General features: G+C 46.0%; 16 protein-coding genes. 11 read left to right on the top strand and 5 right to left on the bottom strand.

Annotated features, from left to right (window positions below; translation table 11 throughout):
• The 4 genes from hemF to ACMXYO_RS00150 form a co-directional block, all read right to left on the bottom strand.
• Positions 1-915, bottom strand: a complete 915-nt coding sequence (gene hemF / locus ACMXYO_RS00165; RefSeq protein ID WP_415886398.1) for an oxygen-dependent coproporphyrinogen oxidase — start codon at positions 913-915, stop codon at positions 1-3.
• 21 nt (positions 916-936) lie between these two features.
• Entirely contained in the window at positions 937-1512 is a 576-nt protein-coding gene (locus ACMXYO_RS00160; protein ID WP_415886397.1) for an L-threonylcarbamoyladenylate synthase, read from the bottom strand.
• Positions 1513-1718: 206 nt separating this feature from the next.
• Positions 1719-2849 (bottom strand): DNA-processing protein DprA, encoded by a 1131-nt coding sequence (gene dprA, locus ACMXYO_RS00155; protein ID WP_415886396.1) that lies wholly within the window; start codon positions 2847-2849, stop codon positions 1719-1721.
• A gap of 10 nt (positions 2850-2859) precedes the next feature.
• A complete protein-coding gene (locus ACMXYO_RS00150) occupies positions 2860-3888 on the bottom strand; it encodes a LysM peptidoglycan-binding domain-containing protein (protein WP_415886394.1) in 1029 nt (342 codons plus the stop codon).
• Between the two features lie 256 nt (positions 3889-4144).
• Here ACMXYO_RS00150 and def point away from each other — a divergent pair, with 256 nt between their 5' ends.
• The 9 genes from def (at position 4145) to glyS (ending at position 14000) form a co-directional block, all read left to right on the top strand.
• On the top strand, positions 4145-4660 hold the full coding sequence (gene def / locus ACMXYO_RS00145) for a peptide deformylase (RefSeq protein ID WP_415886392.1): 516 nt from the start codon (positions 4145-4147) through the stop codon (positions 4658-4660).
• A gap of 72 nt (positions 4661-4732) precedes the next feature.
• On the top strand, positions 4733-5677 hold the full coding sequence (fmt, locus tag ACMXYO_RS00140) for a methionyl-tRNA formyltransferase (RefSeq protein ID WP_415886391.1): 945 nt from the start codon (positions 4733-4735) through the stop codon (positions 5675-5677).
• 19 nt (positions 5678-5696) lie between these two features.
• Positions 5697-6995 carry a 16S rRNA (cytosine(967)-C(5))-methyltransferase RsmB gene (rsmB, locus tag ACMXYO_RS00135; RefSeq protein WP_415886390.1) on the top strand — a complete coding sequence of 433 codons (1299 nt, stop codon included), beginning with the start codon at positions 5697-5699 and terminating at the stop codon, positions 6993-6995.
• A 53-nt stretch (positions 6996-7048) separates the two neighbouring features.
• The gene (trkA, locus tag ACMXYO_RS00130) at positions 7049-8425 is read left to right on the top strand and encodes a Trk system potassium transporter TrkA (RefSeq protein ID WP_415886389.1); all 1377 of its coding nucleotides are present in this window, start codon (positions 7049-7051) and stop codon (positions 8423-8425) included.
• Between the two features lie 15 nt (positions 8426-8440).
• Positions 8441-9889, top strand: a complete 1449-nt coding sequence (locus ACMXYO_RS00125; RefSeq protein ID WP_415886388.1) for a TrkH family potassium uptake protein — start codon at positions 8441-8443, stop codon at positions 9887-9889.
• Positions 9890-9934: 45 nt separating this feature from the next.
• The gene (locus tag ACMXYO_RS00120; RefSeq protein WP_415886387.1) at positions 9935-10381 is read left to right on the top strand and encodes a YtoQ family protein; all 447 of its coding nucleotides are present in this window, start codon (positions 9935-9937) and stop codon (positions 10379-10381) included.
• A 52-nt stretch (positions 10382-10433) separates the two neighbouring features.
• Complete coding sequence (locus tag ACMXYO_RS00115) at positions 10434-10727, top strand: GIY-YIG nuclease family protein (RefSeq protein ID WP_415886386.1); 294 nt, start codon at positions 10434-10436, stop codon at positions 10725-10727.
• A gap of 265 nt (positions 10728-10992) precedes the next feature.
• Positions 10993-11952: a glycine--tRNA ligase subunit alpha gene (glyQ, locus tag ACMXYO_RS00110; RefSeq protein ID WP_007021609.1), complete on the top strand. Its 960-nt coding sequence runs from the start codon at positions 10993-10995 to the stop codon at positions 11950-11952.
• Positions 11952-14000 carry a glycine--tRNA ligase subunit beta gene (gene glyS / locus ACMXYO_RS00105; RefSeq protein WP_415886385.1) on the top strand — a complete coding sequence of 683 codons (2049 nt, stop codon included), beginning with the start codon at positions 11952-11954 and terminating at the stop codon, positions 13998-14000. The genes glyQ and glyS overlap by 1 nt, the downstream gene beginning before the upstream one ends.
• A 133-nt stretch (positions 14001-14133) precedes the next feature.
• On the opposite strand, the gene ACMXYO_RS00100 is transcribed toward glyS, so the two are convergent.
• Entirely contained in the window at positions 14134-14796 is a 663-nt protein-coding gene (locus ACMXYO_RS00100; protein WP_415886383.1) for an outer membrane protein, read from the bottom strand.
• Positions 14797-15042: 246 nt separating this feature from the next.
• Here ACMXYO_RS00100 and ACMXYO_RS00095 point away from each other — a divergent pair, with 246 nt between their 5' ends.
• Entirely contained in the window at positions 15043-15756 is a 714-nt protein-coding gene (locus ACMXYO_RS00095; protein WP_415882975.1) for a winged helix-turn-helix domain-containing protein, read from the top strand.
• Entirely contained in the window at positions 15753-17285 is a 1533-nt protein-coding gene (locus ACMXYO_RS00090) for a sensor histidine kinase (protein ID WP_415882974.1), read from the top strand. The genes ACMXYO_RS00095 and ACMXYO_RS00090 overlap by 4 nt, the downstream gene beginning before the upstream one ends.
• Positions 17286-17338 lie beyond the last annotated feature (53 nt).

Below are 17338 nucleotides of genomic sequence, written 5' to 3'. Positions count from 1 at the left end.
TTACACTTCCAGCCAGTTACGAGGCTTCAAATAACGCTCGTACAGCACCGCTTCTTCAGTACCTTCATCAGGTTTCCAGTCGTAACCCCAACGTACTTCTGGTGGCAGCGACATCAAGATAGACTCAGTACGTCCACCAGATTGCAGGCCAAACAGGGTGCCACGGTCAAACACTAGATTGAACTCGACATAACGGCCACGGCGGTGCAATTGGAAGTCACGCTGATGCTCACCGTATTCACGGTCTTTGTTTTTCTCGATAATTGGCACATAAGCTTTAGTGTAAGCATTACCAATCGACTTCATCAGTCCGAAGCTCTTCTCGAAACCAAGCTCATTAAGATCATCGAAGAACAGACCGCCTACACCACGAGGCTCATCACGATGCTTCAAGTAGAAGTATTCATCACACCACTCTTTAAACCGTGGGTAGATATCATCACCAAATGGATCACAGGCTTCTTTAGCTGTCTGGTGCCAAAACTTACAATCTTCGTCGTTCCCATAATAAGGTGTCAGGTCAAAACCACCACCAAACCACCATACGGGTTCTTCACCTTCTTTTTCTGCGATGAAGAAACGAACGTTGGCATGAGAAGTTGGGATATAAGGGTTATGTGGATGAATAACTAAAGACACACCCATCGCTTGGAAACTACGACCCGCTAATTCAGGCCGGTGCGCTGTTGCAGATCCTGGCAACTTATCGCCAAAGACATGAGAGAAGTTCACACCACCTTTTTCGATAATTGCGCCCTTCTCTAGAACGCGAGTACGACCGCCGCCGCCTTCTTCTCGCTGCCACTCATCCTGGTAAAATTTTCCTTCACCATCAGCCTGCTCTAGGGCATCACAAATAGCATCTTGCAGCCCCAAAAGGTACTCTTTTACAGCGTCAATATTAGGTGCGGACATAGTACTCACTCACATATTTATTTAAGCGCGAATTAATTGATCAGATTTTAGATCTCGAATTTGAGTAGGCTGATCTAAACCGCCTAACTCACCTGGAAAGACATAAGCAAGCTTTTCACCGAAGTAAGTCTTCACTCTCAATATATGTCTTGCAGGTTCATGCGCCGCAGGATTTGCCGAAGTCGACACAAGAAAAGATCCGTAGGCTTCAGTCAATTTTTTAACTTGTGAGTGATTACTCACTCTAACAGCTACAGCGCTATGATTACCTTTAATCCAAGTAGGAATTCTGTTCTTTTTGTCTGGCAAAACCCAAGTGTATGGACCCGGCCAGTTAGCAGTCACTTTGACATATTCATCATCAGTCAGATCTTCGAGTAAAAAATCGATCTGAGAGAGATTTCCAGCGATCAAAACCAGACCTTTATGCATAGGTCTACGCTTAATTTCTAGAAGATCTAAGACCGCCTGCTCATCAAACGGGTCACAACCTAAACCCCAAACTGCTTCGGTAGGATAAGCGATCACACCACCTTGACGAATTGCTCGAACAGACTGCTGAATATGCCACCAATCAGGCTTTAAATAACTACTCACCATTTACTCCTCAATGCCATATAACTAATCAACAGCGCATCACTATTTTTACTAAAAGTATCAATCAATAGTGATGAAAGGTTGATAGAAAGAGCCTCTTACAGGTTACAAAGCGGGGGGATTCCCTTTCATCTTGAAGGCATTTAACTTTGAGGGCTGAACACTAAATGTTCGAAGCGGTCTTTGCAACTCTACCAAATTGCCTTTTAACATCGGATATAACCATGCCCATCTTGGCTAATGGTGCCTAAAAGCTCTAATTCCACCAGTATCGGGCCTAATTCCGCTATATCCATACCAGTCAGATAGCTTAGTTGGTCGATTGAGTGATATTCGTAGCCTAAATGCTTCAATAGTTGCTGCGTTTCAGGAGCAAAGTGGGATAGATCCTCTTCAGATTCATGTTCAATATGCTCAGCATTCTGTTCGGCTAGATAACCCAGTAAAGGGGCAAGCTGCGAAGTAATATCTTCCGCTGACTCGACCAAGCAAGCACCTTCACGGATTAGCTGATGACAACCTTTACTCAAGGGGTTATTAATCGCCCCAGGAATAGCAAAGACTTCACGCCCTTGTTCCATCGCCATCCTAGCCGTGATTAACGACCCACTTTTAGGCGCGGCTTCCACCACTAAAATACCAGCGCTCATGCCACTAATAATGCGGTTTCGACGTGGAAAGTGCGGTGCCAGCGGAGGTGCCCCAGGAAACAGCTCGCTCAACCATATTCCTTGTTGCTCTAAAATCTGCTGGGCCAAAATACGATTTCGAGCGGGATAGGGCCGATCCAAGCCGGTACCAAATACCGCAACCGTTGGACATTGGGCATTCACACTCGCCTGATGTGCGGCTGCATCAATACCCAAGGCTAAGCCTGAGTTCACGATTAAGCCGTTTTGAGCCAAATAGTCTGCAAACTGATAAGCATGCTTTAAACCACCGTGAGAAGCGCTACGACTGCCTACAATCCCAACCTGAGGAAGATTCAGAGCCGCTAGATTACCGCGAGCAAATAGAATGGGAGGGGGATCATAAATTTCACGTAGCAATGCAGGGTAGTCTGCATCAGTAATAGCTATGATATGACAACCCTCAACTGAAGCTTGCCATGCCAGTGCCGATTCCAACTTCTGTTGTACCAGAGAGGTACGCCCTTGTTGGAAGTTACTTAAAGCGGTAATTGTTTTTTTCTTGAGGTTAAGCCGATGCCAATCAGCTTCAGAGGAGCGGAGGAGTTTTTCAGGGGTCCATCCCTGATCCCATAGCTTTTTAACTGAAGCAGGCCCTAAATCGGGTAGGGCGGCAACGGCGATCCAGTCCCTTAGATCAGCCGTCATCTTTTATCCTTTATGGTTCTCGGATTACATCTCCGATAGAAACAACATCTGTGCTGCGCATGATCAAGCCATAACTCACTTTCTCAAACACTTTGAAGACCATCAACTCACCAGAGCGCTCCTGTGGCAGCGTCACCATCTCTTTAGTGACAGGGTCTTTAATCAGTTCGCCACGACGATAAGTTGCAAAAACATGACCAGCTTCAATACCTTCTCGCAAACCACGATTGATAGCCACTACATGAAACTGACCAGCATCTCGAACACCTTGCAATACCGATAGGATCTTACCTTCAACACCCTCTGGGGAAGGTGCTGGGTAGAATATAGACTGAATACGCACTTCCTCGGTAGGTACAACGCGATCCAAAATGCGCACTTCTTTATGGGATTTGATGATATCCAATGTGAGCACGTCTTCTTTACGCGCAGAAACATCGGCATCTGCAATCTTCAATGTTTCATAACCAAGAAATTCTTCTGTATCCGGATCAACATATTCATTAGCAGGACGGTAAATACCCTGTCGACGCTGTTCAGCCACTAGCTGACCACGTGCGTAAATACGGTCACCCGCACCGGCGATAATCCGCTCTTTCTGGCCACCCAAAACATAAGGCGCTTCTTTCAAAATATCTTCAGAAAGCACACGGTTATCATTTAAGAAGCTAATGATATCGCGTAGTGGGATAGCAGGAATTGGCTTAACCAGCGGAGACACACGTGCACGAGGATAGATTCCACTATCACGTCTAACCCCTAAACGCGGCTTTCCATTCACCCACGTAAGATAAATTACATCCCCAGGATAGATTAGATGAGGGTTATCAACCTGCGGGTTTACCCCCCAGACCTCAGGCCATTTCCAAGGACTTTGTAAAAAACGACCGGAGATGTGCCACAACGTATCCCCTTTCACCACCACATATTCTTGTGGATGATCATTACGAAGCAGCAGAGAGTCCTTACGGGTTTCAGCATGAACTGTAGTCAGTGAAACCAATACCAGAGCGAACAAACCGCATAACAATTTTTTCATGTCCAGTTCCCTTATTACCTATCTCCTTAATTCCTATAAATAAGAAGATAAAGTAACGACAATACATTGAGCGTTCTAATCAGTATAATAGGCAGCTTAATATTTTTCGCTATTGATCTCGATATTATCTTTCGGTTAATACCTGAATAATCGAGTTGAAATTTAAGATACCTGTAAATTAGGCTCTAACTTAGCATGACTTACAGAAGTATTCACACCAATAGCACCCGATAACTTGTTGATACAGACGTAAATCATGGCAAAACTAACCATCCTTGAATACCCAGATCCGCGCTTGCGTACCATTGCTGAGCCCGTTGAGACAGTCGATGACGAAGTACGTGCTCAAATCGATGACATGTTCGAAACAATGTACGCGGCTCCAGGTATTGGTTTGGCGGCAACACAGGTGAATATCCATAAACGTATCGTAACCATGGATATCTCTGATGATCAAAACGAGCCATTGGTTATGATCAATCCTGAATTTGAAGTTCTGGATGAAGAGCTACATAAATACCAAGAAGGTTGTCTATCTGTTCCTGGCTTCTATGAAAATGTGAAACGCCCACAGAAGGTTAAGCTTAAAGCACTCGACTACAACGGCGAACCTTATGAGATGGAAGCTGAAGGCCTGCTAGCGGTATGTATTCAACACGAACTAGATCACCTGAATGGCAAATTGTTTGTTGATTACATCTCTATGCTCAAGCGTAACCGCATCAAATCCAAACTAGAAAAGCTACATAAATTGCAGGAAAAACACGCCTGATTATCACTAAAAAGCAATTCACAGGCTTGCTGGTTTAACTAGCAGGCCTGTTTTTATTTTGGAGCCTAGACCATGCCAGCGTCACCATTGAAAATAGTTTTTGCCGGCACACCTGATTTTGCCGCATCCAGCTTACAAGCATTGCTTAATTCTGAGCATGAAGTGATTGCTGTTTATACCCAGCCTGACAAGAAGGGTAAGCGTAAAAACCAGATGGCTCCGCGCCCAGTAAAAGATCTTGCAGTTGAGCATAACATCCCAGTATTTCAACCAACCACGCTAAAAGCCGAAGAAGAACAGTTGGCACTTACAAACCTTAAAGCCGACATCATGGTTGTAGTTGCTTACGGTATGCTTCTCCCTAAAGCAATTCTTGAGACACCTCGTCTAGGTTGCATCAATGTCCACGGTTCGCTACTTCCACGCTGGCGTGGTGCGGCTCCTGTCGAACGTTCAATGCTCGCAGGGGATGCAGAAACAGGCGTCACTATCATGCAGATGGATGAAGGCTTAGACACTGGCGATATGCTCTACAAAGTGACTACGCCGATCGAGAACAACGACACGGCAGCAAGTGTATTCGACCGCTTAGCCACTATTGGCTCAGAAGCGCTTGTTGATACGCTAAAACAGTTCCAGCAAGAAACGGTTTCAGCTGAACCACAAGATGACAACTTAGCGACCTACGCGAAGAAGCTACAAAAGACCGAAGGGGTTATCGACTGGAGTGCTTCTGCTACAGATATCGATCTTAAGATTCGCGCCCTAAGCCCTCGTGTTGCAGTGACGTTCAAACTCGGCGAAGAAGTAGTGAAGCTACTAGGTTGCGAATTAGTTGAACAAAACGGCAACCCAGGTGAGATTCTGCCTTCTGACAAAAAGAGCATTGTTGTCGCATGCGGAAAAGGCGCTATTAAAATCAAACAGCTTCAGCTTCCGGGTAAAAAGCCAATGGACACTGCCGCTGTTCTAAACTCTAAACGAGAGCAGTTTAGTGCAGGCGTAGTTTTAGGTTAGACGTTTTAGGACAATTACCATGACCACCAATGTTCGGGCACTAGCAGCACAGATCCTAACCCCTTTACTTAAAAATAAGGGCTCTCTAAATACGCAATTTGCGGCAATTGAACGTCGTTGCCCAGAGAAGGATCGCGGCCTTCTACGTGAGCTTTGCTACGGCACTATGCGTTATCATCCGCAGTTAAACGCCATCATTAAGCTTCTGCAAAACCGACCATTTAAGTTTCGGGATATCGATATTAAAGCCATCGTTTTGGTCGGTCTGTATCAACTAAAACACACTCGTATTCCAGCTCATGCCGCGATTAGCGAAAGCGTCGAGGCTTGCAAAGAGCTTGATAAAGCTTGGGCTGGGAAAGTAGTGAATGCTCTTTTACGCCGTTTTCAGCGCGAGCAAGAAGAGCTAAATAGCTACCTACAAGATGATGATTCGTATCGTTTTAATCATCCTGAATGGATAATCGCCAAGCTAAAGAATAACTGGCCAGAGCACTGGCAAGAGATACTCACCGTCAACAACGAGCAAGCACCGCTGACGCTTCGCGTGAATCAACGCTCAACAAACCGTGAGGAATACCTACAGCAACTGACCCCAATTATTGCTGCAGAAGCAACTCAATTCAGTGATCAGGGGATAAAACTATCGGAATCCGTCAATATTGAAACCCTTCCGGGTTATAGCGTCGGCGCATTTAGCGTACAGGATGAAGCCGCACAGTTATCTGCGGACCTCCTCGATCTACAACCAGAACAACGCGTGCTGGATGCCTGCGCAGCACCCGGCGGTAAACTATGCCATATCCTAGAACACGAGCCTAAGCTTGCTCAGGTCGACGCTGTAGAGCTCGAGCAAAAGCGAATCAGCCGCGTAGAAGAGAACCTAGAACGCCTGCGCTTAAAAGCCAACTTAAAAGTAGCGGACGCAGCCACACAAACTTGGTGGGATGGAACAGAATACGATCGTATTCTCTTAGATGCCCCTTGTTCTGCTACGGGTGTTATTCGCCGTAATCCGGATATAAAATACCTGCGCCAAGGCGAAGATATTCACGAAACAGCCAAACTTCAGCGCGCTATTTTGGATAATTGCTGGTCCATGCTGAAACCCGGCGGTAAGTTGCTTTATGCAACTTGTTCCATTTTTCCACAGGAAAATGGACGATTGATTAAGCAGTTTGTAACCCAAACTGCGAATGCCAAACATCTGCCAATTGAGGCAGAGTGGGGTATTGAACAAGAGTATGGTCGACAGCTGTTTCCACAGTCTAACGGCCATGATGGTTTCTATTATGCACTGCTGGAAAAAACGGAGTAAGCTCAAGTAGCTATGTGTATTTCTGTCATTTCTGCAGCAGTTAAAGGCTGATCATGAAGATCATTATTCTAGGTGCCGGACAAGTGGGCGGCACTTTGGCTGAAAACCTCGCCAGTGAAGATAACGACATCACCATTGTCGATACAGACACTGGCCGTCTTAGAGAACTACAAGATCGTCTCGACATCCGTACGATCGAAGGTAAAGCATCCTATCCATCTGTACTCGATAGTGCCGGCGCCCAAGATGCCGATATGCTGATCGCCGTAACGAACTCTGATGAAGTCAACATGATCGCCTGTCAGGTAGGCCAAACCCTATTCAACACGCCAACTAAAATCGCCCGTGTGCGTGAGCATGACTATCTGAACAAAAACCAGAAGATCTTTGGCGAAAAAGGCATCCCTATCGATGTCCGTATCAGCCCGGAGCTACTGGTAACGAAACACATAAAACGCTTAATCCAACACCCAGGCGCTTTGCAGGTACTGGATTTCGCCGACGCTAAAGCTCAGCTTGTAGCGGTAAAAGCCTATTACGGTGGCCCACTAGTTGGTCGTGAGATCTCTTACCTTCGCGCCCACATGCCATCGGTGGATACCCGCGTAGCGGCTATCTTCCGCAGCGGTAGCCCAATTATCCCGGAAGGTAACACGGTTATCGAAGCGGACGATGAAGTGTTCTTTATCGCAGCACGCAAAGATATACGCGCCGTAATGAGCGAGCTACGTCGTTTAGACCGCCCTTATAAACGCATTATCATCGCAGGTGGCGGTAATATCGGTGCGCGTTTAGCCGAATCGATCGAAGACGATTTCCAAGTAAAAATCATCGAACGAAACATTCGCCGCTGTAATCAGCTGGCGCGCTCACTTGATAACACCATCGTACTGCAAGGTAGCGCTTCGGATCGTGATCTACTGATCGAAGAGAATATCGAAGATACCGACGTATTCTGTGCCCTGACCAACGACGACGAAGCAAATATCATGGCATCTATGCTGGCGAAGCGCCTTGGCGCACGTACGGTAATGACCCTGATTAACAACCCAGCCTATGTAGACCTAGTACAAGGTGGTGCGATCGATATTGCGATATCCCCTCAGCAAACCACTATAGGTGCGCTACTGACCCATGTACGTCGAGGTGATGTAGTAGCAGTACACTCGCTGCGTCGAGGCGCGGCAGAAGCACTGGAAGCGGTGGCTCATGGTGATAAATCATCATCCAAAGTGGTCGGTAAAACCATTGAAGAGATCAATCTTCCTCCGGGTACAACCATCGGTGCCATCGTGCGTAACGACGAAGTATTGATCGCGCACGATGATGTTGTCGTCGAAAGTGGTGACCATGTGATCTTGTTCTTGGTTGATAAACGCCGAATCAACGAAGTGGAACGCCTGTTCCAAGTTGGTCTTACATTCTTCTAAGCGGAAGCAGCGCAGATGCATTACAAAGTTATCTTACGCATATTAGGCATACTGCTGATGATCTTCAGCATCTCTATGCTGCCGCCGTTAGGTATCTCCTATCTCTATGACGATGGGGCAGAGCTCGCCTTTATCGCTGGATTTTTGATTACCCTACTGACCGGTTTTTTTATCTGGATTCCGGTATATCGTGTCCGACAGGATTTACGAACCCGTGATGGCTTCTTAATTACCGTCCTATTTTGGTCAGTACTCGGGCTGTTTGGGGCTTTCCCATTTATGCTCACGGACAATCCACATCTCACCTTTATTGATGCGCTATTTGAGTCCCTATCTGGCCTAACAACCACCGGGGCCACTGTAATTACCGGCATCGATGACCTGCCAAAATCGATTCTGTTTTATCGCCAGCAACTGCAATGGCTTGGTGGTATGGGTATCATCGTATTAGCCGTAGCAATTCTACCTATGTTAGGGATCGGTGGTATGCAGTTGTATCGTGCTGAAACACCGGGTCCAGTTAAAGACTCCAAGCTTACGCCACGTATTACAGAGACTGCCAAAGCGCTTTGGTATATCTACCTGTCACTAACCATCGCTTGTGCAGCGGGTTACTGGTTAGCCGGAATGGATCTTTTCAATGCTATTGGGCATAGTTTTTCGACCGTTGCGATCGGTGGTTTTTCCACTCACGACGCTAGTATTGGTTACTACGATTCAGTTGCCATAGAGATGATCTGCATCTTCTTTATGACCATTTCTGCTGTTAATTTCGGCCTGCATTTCTTTGCGTGGAGACAACGCAGCCTATCGCACTATTTGCTCGATCCAGAATTTAAATTTTACTTAGTCACACTTTTAGCCATTACCGTGATCGCCATTGTTGCCTTGGTTGTAACCGAAACATACGCGCCAGGTGAATCAATGCGTAAGGCGCTGTTTATGGTGGTATCGATCGCAACCACGACCGGCTTTGCCACGGCAGACTTTGCGCACTGGCCAGTGATGTTACCATTCCTGCTATTCGTAGCAGCCTTTGCCGGCGGCTGCGCCGGTTCTACCGGTGGTGGCATGAAGGTCATCCGCGTGCTTCTGATCCTTAAGCAGGGTTACCGTGAGATCCAACGTCTGGTTCATCCAAACGCGATTATTCCGGTAAAACTAGGTAAAAAGCCGATCTCCGATAAAGTACTAGAAGCAGTGTGGGGCTTCTTCTCAGTCTACATGATCGTCTTTGTAGCCATGCTAATCGTACTACTAGCTACTGGACTTGATCAGGTAACTGCATGGTCAGCGGTAGGTGCGACATTAAACAACCTAGGCCCAGGCCTTGGCGATGTATCTGCACACTACGGCGACCTTAATGATCCAGCTAAATGGGTACTTTGCTTTGCCATGCTGCTCGGTCGTCTAGAGGTATTTACCTTGCTAGTACTATTCACACCTATTTTCTGGAAACGATAAAGCAGACATCAGATCTGCGATGAACCTAATTTCGAGAGCCTAATCATGCGATATACAGTTTACCTTTCCGGTGAAATTCACACCGACTGGCGCAACAAGATCAAAAAAGCCATCAACCAGAACGGCCTACCAATCGATGTGCTTACGCCAAATACCGATCACGATTCCAGTGACGGCTGTGCTACTGAGATCCTAGGCCCAGAAGAGAAGAACTTCTGGACCGATCACAAATCAGCAAAAATGAACACTATGCGTCACATGACTGCGATCAAGCGTGCTGACATCGTGATCGTTCGGTTCGGTGATAAATACCGTCAGTGGAATGCTGCATTTGATGCTGGTTTTGCCATCGCCAATGGTAAGTCCTTGATCGTTGAACACGCACCAGAATTGACTCATCCACTAAAAGAAATCGACGCTAGCGCACATGCCGTAGCTGAGAATACAGAGCAGGTAATCGAAACGCTTAAATACCTTTGCTTGGATTATTGATCACAAAGTCTTCAGCATAGAATTTCTGTTAACTAGAGCCAAGGAGGGCGCTATGCAGAAACAACCCGCCATCTACATTCTTTCCAGCAAATCTCAAGGCACCCTTTACATAGGTGTTACCAGCAATCTTCCTCAACGAATATGGCAACATAAGAACGACTTCATCGAAGGTTTTACTAAACGCTATCAAGTTCATCAGCTCGTTTATTTTGAACTGCACGAAACTATGCAAAACGCGATTACTCGAGAAAAGCAGATGAAAGCTTGGAAAAGGCAATGGAAGATAAACTTAATAGAAACACAGAATCCTAACTGGGCAGACCTTTACAGCACGATCTTAGATTAGCTGGATTCCAGCCTTCGCTGGAAAGACGGGGATATCAATGAACTTACTTCAACTCTCGTCTTCCCAGCGAAGGCTGGGATCCAAAGCCCTTCAACTCAGACATTTATCAAAAAAACACAAATAAACCCCTGATCTCTACGCAAGCAGCCACCGACTGGCTATTTTTTGTTGTATAATTGCCGGCTAATTTTTCGGGCTAATCTGGTGCTGTGCAGCTGCCATGAAGGCAGAAACTCAACGGCACTTATGTAAAAGGTGAAACGCTGTGACTGACAAGGCGACCCCAGACGTAAGCACATTTCAGGGGCTGATCCTTGCTCTACAGGAATACTGGGCAGAGCAGGGCTGTGTAATCGTACAACCACTGGACATGGAGGTAGGTGCCGGCACCTTCCATCCTGCGACTTTCCTACGCGCAATTGGACCTGAGACCTGGCGCTCTGCATACGTGCAGCCTAGTCGTCGTCCAACGGATGGCCGTTACGGTGAAAACCCTAACCGTCTGCAGCACTACTATCAGTTCCAGGTTGTGCTAAAGCCATCTCCTGACAACATTCAGGAGCTATACCTAGGCTCTCTAGAGCGCATGGGTATCGATCTTGGCATTCACGACGTTCGCTTCGTAGAAGACAACTGGGAGTCTCCAACACTAGGTGCTTGGGGTCTTGGTTGGGAAGTGTGGCTAAACGGCATGGAAGTAACTCAGTTTACTTACTTCCAGCAAGCAGGCGGCCTTGAGTGTTACCCAGTGACAGGCGAGATCACTTACGGCCTTGAACGTATTGCGATGTACCTACAAGGCGTAGACAGCGTTTACGACCTGACATGGGCAGTAAACCCAGACGGTTCTAAAGTGACTTACGGCGACGTATTCCACCAGAACGAAGTTGAGCAATCTACTTTCAACTTCGAGCACGCAAACGTTGAAGAGCTATTCAAAACATTCGACAACTGCGAAGCTGAGTGCAACAAGCTACTAAGCCTAGAGACTCCGCTACCACTTCCTGCTTACGAGCAGGTACTTAAAGCGTCTCATACGTTCAACCTTTTGGATGCGCGTCATGCGATCTCTGTAACAGAGCGTCAGCGCTTTATCCTTCGTGTGCGCACACTAGCCCGTGAAGTCGCACACGCATACTTTAATGCCCGTAAAGAACTAGGTTTCCCACTGGCACCCGAAGCCCTACGCCAAGAAGTACTGGCTAACTGCGAGGAGAGCAAATAATGGCACAACATGATTTTCTCGTTGAGCTAGGTACCGAAGAGTTACCTCCAAAAGCACTTAAAACCCTTTCTGACGCTTTCACATCTGGCATTACTGCTGGCCTGAAAGAAGCAGGCGTTAACTTTGGCGATGTAAAAAGCTACGCATCTCCACGCCGCCTAGCTGTGTTGATCAGCACTCTAGACGACAAACAGGCTGACCGCGAAATCGAAAAACGCGGTCCTTCTGTAAAAGCGCCTGAAAAAGCGGTTGAAGGTTTTGCTCGTTCTTGCGGCGTGACAATCGATCAGCTTGAAAAGATCGATACCAACAAAGGTGAATACTACAACTTTAAGAACACAGAAGAGGGCAAAGCGACGTCTTCTCTGTTACCTCAACTTGTAGAAACATCACTAAACAAACTACCGATCCCTAAGCGCATGCGCTGGGGTGCATCTCGCGTTGAGTTCGTTCGTCCAGTTCACTGGCTAGTAATGCTATTCGGCGACGAGATTGTAGATTGTAAAATTCTTGGTCTGACATCGGGTCGTAAGACTCGCGGTCACCGTTTCCACTACAACCAAGAGATCGAACTGATCGCGCCATCTGAGTACGCTGATCGTCTAGAAAATCCTGGTATGGTAATCGCTGATTACGACATCCGTAAGACGATGATCAACGAGCAAGTAAAAGCAGAAGGCGAGAAGCTGAATGCGGTTGCTCAGATCGACGAAGATCTTCTTGATGAAGTTACAGCACTTAACGAATGGCCAGTTGCACTAACAGGCCGCTTCGAAGAGCGTTTCCTAGAAGTACCTGCGCAAGCGCTAATTTCTTCTATGAAAGAGCACCAGAAGTACTTCCATCACTTGGATGCTGATGGCAACCTACTGCCTAACTTCACTACGATCTGCAACATCGTTTCTAAAGATCCTCAGCAGGTAATTGAAGGTAACGAAAAAGTAATTCGCCCACGTCTATCTGACGCTGCGTTCTTCTTCGAAACTGACAAAAAGACTACGCTTGAATCTCGCATAGAGAAGCTTAAGACCATCGTATTCCAGAAAGATCTTGGCACTGTTTACGATAAAGCAGCTCGCATTAGCGCGCTGTCTGGCAAGATCGCTTCAACTCTTAATCAAGATCAGGCTAAAGCTGAACGTGCAGGTCTACTATGTAAAACAGACCTTCTGACAGACATGGTTTACGAATTCACAGACCTACAAGGTTTGATGGGTTATCACTATGCGCTTAATGATGGCGAAGACCAGGACGTAGCACTAGCTCAAAATGAGCAGTATATGCCTCGCTTCGCTGGCGATGAACTACCTCAGACTGCCCCTGGTATCGCTGTAGCAATTGCTGACCGTCTAGACACCCTGACAGGTCTATTCGGTATCAATCAACCTCCTACAGGCTCTAAGGACCCATTCGCACTGCGTCGTGCAGCGCTAGGCGTACTGCGCATTATCGTAGAGCGTGAGTTAGATCTAGATCTACGCGAGCTACTGACCATTGCGGCTAACAACCACAACGATCTACCAGCACGCGAAGGCCTAGAAGATAAAGTTCTAGACTTCATGCTAGAACGTTTCCGCGCATGGTACGAAGACGCAGATATCAATGCTGAAGTATTCCTTTCTGTATTGGCGCTAAAACCAAGTCGTCCATTAGACTTCGATCGTCGTGTTAAAGCGGTTAATCACTTCCGTTCTTTAGCTGAAGCTGAAGCTCTTGCGGCTGCTAACAAGCGTGTATCTAACATTCTGAGTAAGCAGGGTGTAACAGGTACTACGGACGTTAACAATTCGCTACTAACTGAAGCAGCGGAGAAAGCTCTAGCGGCAGATATCGAAGCTCAGAAAGCTGCGCTAGCGCCACTATTCGCAGAAGGTAAATATCAAGAAGCGCTTGAGTCACTCGCTGGCCTTCGCGCATCGACGGATGCTTTCTTCGAAGACGTAATGGTTATGGCGGATGACGAAGCCGTTAAGAACAACCGTCTGGCTCTTCTTAGCCAGTTACGCGCATTATTCTTAGGTGTTGCTGATATCTCTGTGCTTGGCTAATCGCCACATTTATATATCTAAAGCCGGCCTTGTGCCGGCTTTTTTGTTTCACGTGAAACAAAAAAACCATGCGCAGGGACTACGCATGGCAAAGAGTGTTTGTAAGTATAAAGAAGGGGGACTTACATAATGCTTAGAAGTAATAGCTTAGTGAAACATTAAAGTTATCGTACTCAGCTTCATTAGGATTGAACTGATTCAGCACAACCTCTTTAGGTGCGTCAAAATCGACATCATTAACGCGTGTGTATTCAGCCTTTACAGACCAGTTATTATTTACCGCGTATTCAGCACCAACACCTAGACTAAGCGCCACTTCATCTTCAGAGCCATACTTTACTGGAGAAGCAAATACGTAGCTGTTACGCACATCAAGATCAAGCCAAGTAGCGCCTGCAATACCGTAAACGGATAACTTATCTGTCACCTCAACGCCGGCTTTAAAATTAACACCGTAAGACGCCTCAAGCTCAAGATCAGAGCGAAGAACACCATTTAGATTTGTCGTCTCTGCAGATTCATTATTGTAGAAAAGCTCAGCCGCCAAAAAAGCATCATCAGTTACCATTTTTTTGTAACCCAAATGAACACCCACAGAAACATCAGATTCTTCAGAGAACGTTGAGATACTAGCAGCAGGAGGAGCCGCGCCTTGGTTACGCTCAATACTATGACCAAGTGTCGTACTACCGATCTGACCACCCACATAAAAACCTTCACCAGCCGAAACCTGCGAACTCAAACCAATAACTACAAGGCCCGCAACGGCACTAAAACCTTTAACAAATTTACTCATTTCCAATTCCTTAAAATCGTTAAACCAATGCATAGATAAAAGACAGGCAAAGCATAAGAAACGAAGGAGAAAGAGTTATCCCAGCCACATAACAAAAGCTTAAAACTTAAATCACAGAAATTAAGCAAATATCACAGACTGTGATAACTAACCCAAACGCCGTGATATTTGAGTGATAAATAAAAAATAGAATTAATTGAGAAGGCCGGGGTCATAACTACTCAATCTAAGCTCACGGCAAGAAAAATGGAAAATAAACGAATTCTGATCATTGAGGATCAAGAGGAAATAGCACTACTCCTCAAGCTTCATCTAACGGATCTCGGGTCACAGGTAACGCACTCAGCTAGCGGAACGGAAGGAATAAAGCTCGCCTTGAATGAAGAATGGGATCTTATGATATTGGATATACAGCTCCCAGGACCTTCGGGCTTAGAGATATGTCGCGAGGTCAGAAAGAACTGCGCTTATGTCCCGATACTATTACTGACTTCAAGATCAACTGAGCTTGATAGAGTACTCGGTCTAGACCTAGGCGCAGATGATTACATAACAAAGCCATTTAGCATCATGGAGCTAATAGCCCGCATAAAAGCGACATTTAGACGGGAAAATGCGCTGCGCACAAAAGTAGAAACAGATCCAGAGAGGTTGACCATAGGCCAGCTCGAAATAGACAACAAACAACACAAAGCTGCATTAGCCGGAAAGCCTCTAGAGCTAACTGCACGCGAATATCAACTACTCACCTTTTTTGCTCAACATCCTGGTCGAGTTTTCAAACGATCAGAACTGTTAGATAACGTTTGGGGCTATGGCCACGACGGATATGAGCACACAGTCAATTCTCATATCAACCGCCTAAGAGCCAAAATAGAATCCGACCCAAACAACCCAGAAATCATCGCCACTGTTTGGGGCGTAGGTTACAAATTAGAGAAGGAGGCTCTAAGCGCATGAGAGCCGCTCTAAGCACACCTAACCTCTCTAACCAATCATCATTCACATTAAGCAAGAAGATCGCCTCAGGGCTGATCACGGTGGTTATATGCTCTACTATAGCCACCCTACTAGCAACAGAATACTGGATGCAGCGTTACAGCGAAGAGGTGATGCAAAAACTTAACGCAAGCATCGCAATGTACATTCAGGACGCATATCAGCTAATCACAGAAGAAGAAGGACAGGTAAACGTAAAGGCATTTGAAGCACTCGCTCATCAAGCAATGATTGTTAACCCTATCGCCCAAGTCTACCTCCTAGATCCAAAAGGCAACGTGATTGCCCACTCAATACCAGAAGCCAGACAAGAACTAACGATCAAAGTTAACCTACAGCCAATAAAAGCGTTCCTAGCGCCTGATTCGAATTTACCTATATACGGCCAGGACCCCCTCAATCAAAACAGCCAGAAAGTATTCTCTGCAGCTAAGCTAACCGACAAGAATAACCAGCATATTGGTTATCTCTATGTCGTATTAGGAAGCAACCTATACAGCGACCTAGGAACAATGATCAAGCAAAGCTACAGCGCCGGCATGATCATCATAAGCATTCTATTCATCAGTTTTATCGCCATCGCTATAGGGATTTTAATTTTCAGCTTAACCTTAAAGCGCTTAAACAAACTAAGCCAAGAGTTGTGTCAGTTCACGCATAAACATGGCCCTAGTGATATAGAGTGCGACAATCTTACAACAACTCAAATTCATGGCGATGAGATAGAGATACTGAGCAATACATTTACCCAGATGTCAGAAAAGATCGACCGACAGATAAACTTACTGACCGAATCAGACAATCAACGCAGAGAACTTATTAGCAACGTCTCCCATGATTTGAGAACACCGCTAGCCTCTATACAAGGCTATCTTGAAACACTGATCATCAAGAATGATCTAACAGAAGAGGAGAAGAGCAATTACATAAAACAAGCTTCCTTAAGCGCTAACAGACTCGCACAGTTGATCTCTGAATTGTTCGAACTAGCCAAGCTCGAATCACCAACCACGCGCCTTAATACTGAGTCATTTTCGCTAACGGAATTGGTCTATGACACTGTCCAGGAATTTGCATTAGAACTGGATCAAAAAGAGATCAAATGGCAGATCAACACCCACACTAATATTTTGGTACAGGCGGATATCAGCTTGATGCAAAGAGTGTTCGAAAACCTTATTCGCAACGCCATAGCTTACACACCCCAGAAAGGGAAAATTGCATTCGAGTTTGAATCTTCAGAAGAAAACACAAACAGCGTAAAAGTAAAAATCATCGACAGTGGGGTAGGTATATCTGATGCCGATATGCCATATATCTTTGAACGCTTCTACGCAAACCCAGATCGAAGCAGAAAAGGAACAGAATCAGCGGGTATTGGACTAGCAATAGTGAAGCGAATATTAGACCTTCACCAGACAGAAATCTGTGTAAAGAGCAAAAGGAATCAGGGCACCCAATTCGAATTTAAACTTCCTATTGCCTACTAATCACACTCGGTTATTTTGCTCTATTTCGTTAGAATACAACAAACCAATCTAGC

Source organism: Neptuniibacter sp. QD37_6 (assembly GCF_047778085.1).
In the GTDB taxonomy this organism is placed as follows: Bacteria; Pseudomonadota; Gammaproteobacteria; order Pseudomonadales; family Balneatricaceae; genus Neptuniibacter.
Note: the sequence above shows the minus strand (reverse complement) of the source record. Positions and strands in the feature narration are given on the sequence as shown.

What these genes read in the sequence shown, in the direction of transcription:
- ACMXYO_RS00125 (WP_415886388.1), top strand. Translation starts at nt 8,441, where the DNA reads ATGCATTACAAAGTTATCTTACGCATATTAGGCATACTGCTGATGATC.
- rsmB (WP_415886390.1), top strand. Translation starts at nt 5,697, where the DNA reads ATGACCACCAATGTTCGGGCACTAGCAGCACAGATCCTAACCCCTTTA.
- dprA (WP_415886396.1), bottom strand. Translation starts at nt 2,849, where the DNA reads ATGACGGCTGATCTAAGGGACTGGATCGCCGTTGCCGCCCTACCCGAT.
- ACMXYO_RS00150 (WP_415886394.1), bottom strand. Translation starts at nt 3,888, where the DNA reads ATGAAAAAATTGTTATGCGGTTTGTTCGCTCTGGTATTGGTTTCACTG.
- ACMXYO_RS00100 (WP_415886383.1), bottom strand. Translation starts at nt 14,796, where the DNA reads ATGAGTAAATTTGTTAAAGGTTTTAGTGCCGTTGCGGGCCTTGTAGTT.
- trkA (WP_415886389.1), top strand. Translation starts at nt 7,049, where the DNA reads ATGAAGATCATTATTCTAGGTGCCGGACAAGTGGGCGGCACTTTGGCT.
- ACMXYO_RS00095 (WP_415882975.1), top strand. Translation starts at nt 15,043, where the DNA reads ATGGAAAATAAACGAATTCTGATCATTGAGGATCAAGAGGAAATAGCA.
- ACMXYO_RS00090 (WP_415882974.1), top strand. Translation starts at nt 15,753, where the DNA reads ATGAGAGCCGCTCTAAGCACACCTAACCTCTCTAACCAATCATCATTC.
- glyS (WP_415886385.1), top strand. Translation starts at nt 11,952, where the DNA reads ATGGCACAACATGATTTTCTCGTTGAGCTAGGTACCGAAGAGTTACCT.
- hemF (WP_415886398.1), bottom strand. Translation starts at nt 915, where the DNA reads ATGTCCGCACCTAATATTGACGCTGTAAAAGAGTACCTTTTGGGGCTG.
- ACMXYO_RS00120 (WP_415886387.1), top strand. Translation starts at nt 9,935, where the DNA reads ATGCGATATACAGTTTACCTTTCCGGTGAAATTCACACCGACTGGCGC.
- def (WP_415886392.1), top strand. Translation starts at nt 4,145, where the DNA reads ATGGCAAAACTAACCATCCTTGAATACCCAGATCCGCGCTTGCGTACC.
- ACMXYO_RS00115 (WP_415886386.1), top strand. Translation starts at nt 10,434, where the DNA reads ATGCAGAAACAACCCGCCATCTACATTCTTTCCAGCAAATCTCAAGGC.
- fmt (WP_415886391.1), top strand. Translation starts at nt 4,733, where the DNA reads ATGCCAGCGTCACCATTGAAAATAGTTTTTGCCGGCACACCTGATTTT.